The organism is Desulfovibrio sp. 1188_IL3213, assembly GCF_036763145.1.
In the GTDB taxonomy this organism is placed as follows: Bacteria; Desulfobacterota; Desulfovibrionia; order Desulfovibrionales; family Desulfovibrionaceae; genus Desulfovibrio.
In genome coordinates this window covers 1-1,689 of record NZ_JBAIYR010000456.1, presented here as the reverse complement: position 1 = coordinate 1,689, position 1,689 = coordinate 1, and the positions used below count along the sequence as shown (strand labels likewise).

General features: G+C 55.5%; 3 protein-coding genes. 1 reads left to right on the top strand and 2 read right to left on the bottom strand.

Annotated elements, in window-relative coordinates; all coding sequences use genetic code 11:
* Positions 1-229, top strand: a 229-nt coding sequence (locus V6C16_RS12570) for a hypothetical protein (RefSeq protein WP_333543367.1), incomplete at its 5' end; no start/stop codon positions are given.
* Positions 230-400: 171 nt separating this feature from the next.
* Here the strand turns inward: V6C16_RS12570 and V6C16_RS12565 are convergent.
* Positions 401-886: a hypothetical protein gene (locus V6C16_RS12565; RefSeq protein WP_333536321.1), complete on the bottom strand. Its 486-nt coding sequence runs from the start codon at positions 884-886 to the stop codon at positions 401-403.
* 93 nt (positions 887-979) lie between these two features.
* A complete protein-coding gene (locus V6C16_RS12560; RefSeq protein ID WP_333536322.1) occupies positions 980-1,465 on the bottom strand; it encodes a hypothetical protein in 486 nt (161 codons plus the stop codon).
* Positions 1,466-1,689: the final 224 nt, after the last annotated feature.

Sequence of the window (1,689 nt, the reverse complement as noted above, 5' to 3'; positions counted from 1 at the left end):
GGGCGTAACCGGGTGTGGGTGGCGCGGCGCAGCCCGGTCATTGCCGGAAATGCCGGATCTGGCGGCCGTTGACGTGCCGCATGCCGCGCTACTGTCTGGCCGGATTCCGGCAAGAAAAGACGCTTTGGCAAAGATCCTCGGCAGAGCCTTGCGAAAGGCGAACCTGAAGCAGATCAACTTTGAGAACGTACATTCCAAAGTTTACGGCGTGCACCGCCTCGGTGCTTAATACGCACGAAAATTACGCTTGTCCCTTTGCGGCGGGCGACTGCTCCCGCAGCCGCCAGAGCAAGTTCAAAGTGAAATTGCTCTAAAAAATATGCCCGGCCTTTTCAGGCCGGGCAAAGTATCCGCTTTTGTGCCGCCGCTTTGTATGACGACAGACGAGCATGCCCTGGTTTTATTCGGCAAACAGGGTTTTTTGCAAGAAGTCGTCAACCTTGGCGTTATTGCCCTTGATGGAATCGTAGGCCGCCTGAAGCGCTTCGGGCCACTCCTTGTCGCCGGCATCGCTCATGAACATCATGACGTAATCGGCATCACCGACCACATCCACATTGGCCGCGACGGTTCCGGCCCTGGTGGTGAAGCTCCAGCCGCCGTCTTCGGTGGCTATGGGGGCAGAGCCTTTGAGCTGTTGCGCGAGCTTGGCGGCAAAGTCCTTGTCGGGAAGGTTTCCGGCCTCGCCTCTGGTGAAGACGGCGATGGTAAAGAAAGTTTCCGGCGTGGCCCTGACCGTGACCTTGCCTTCACGCTCCTGCACGGTACATGCGGCAGGCACGTCCATGCTGAAATGGCCAAACTTCATCTCCTTGGCCAGAGCAGGGCATGACAAGGCCAGAAGCGACAGGCAGAAGAGGGGAAGCAGGAAAAATCTGTTCAACATGGTGATCTCCTGTGTATGATCCTCGGTGCGTGAAAAATTCTCACGGGCCTGTCTGTTTGTCCATAAAAAAGTAGTGCTCCGGCCAGAGAATTTTTACGGCTGGCGCGGCGCAAGAAGCTTTTGCAGCAGGCTGTCCAGCGCCGGTGTTTTCCCCTTGATGGAATCAAGGGCGCTCTTTATGTCCTTGGGCCATTCCGCCCGGTTCTGGTCGGTAAAAAGCTCTGCCACGTGCTCGTCATTTCCCATGACAAGAACGTTGAAGGGAACCACAGCCACCTTGACCAGAAAGGTCCAGGCGTCTTCTCCCGCCTTGCTCACAGGCCCACCGTTGATGGAGCGGGAGAGCTTTTGCGCGTATTCCTCAAGACTTACGCTTTTATCACGCTCGACAATGTTGAGGGTAAAAAAGTGGTCTTCATCGTCCAGCACAAAAACCGCCCCATCGCGCGTCATAAAATGGCAGGCATCGGGAATGTCGGCGCTTATGAAGGCCAGATCATAGGTTTTCGCGGCAGCAGGGGCTGCAAAAACGGTCAGGCACAAAGCCAGCAGGCAAAAAACAAAACGCGGGTACATCATTACTCTCCAGGGCGCGGCCGTAAGGGCCGTGTTACAGTCCTCGACTGTTTCAAAAAAAGCGGAGCAACGCCGCCAAACGGAATAAATCAGCGTTTCCCTAGAGCAGATTAACTTTGAGAATATACATTCTCAAAGTTTAAGGCACGCTCACTTCGGCGTTTAACCGCGCAGATAAACTGCGCTTACGCCTCCGTAGCGAACGTCTGCTCACGCAGCCGCCAGAG

What these genes read in the sequence shown, in the direction of transcription:
- V6C16_RS12560 (WP_333536322.1), bottom strand. Translation starts at nt 1,465, where the DNA reads ATGATGTACCCGCGTTTTGTTTTTTGCCTGCTGGCTTTGTGCCTGACC.
- V6C16_RS12565 (WP_333536321.1), bottom strand. Translation starts at nt 886, where the DNA reads ATGTTGAACAGATTTTTCCTGCTTCCCCTCTTCTGCCTGTCGCTTCTG.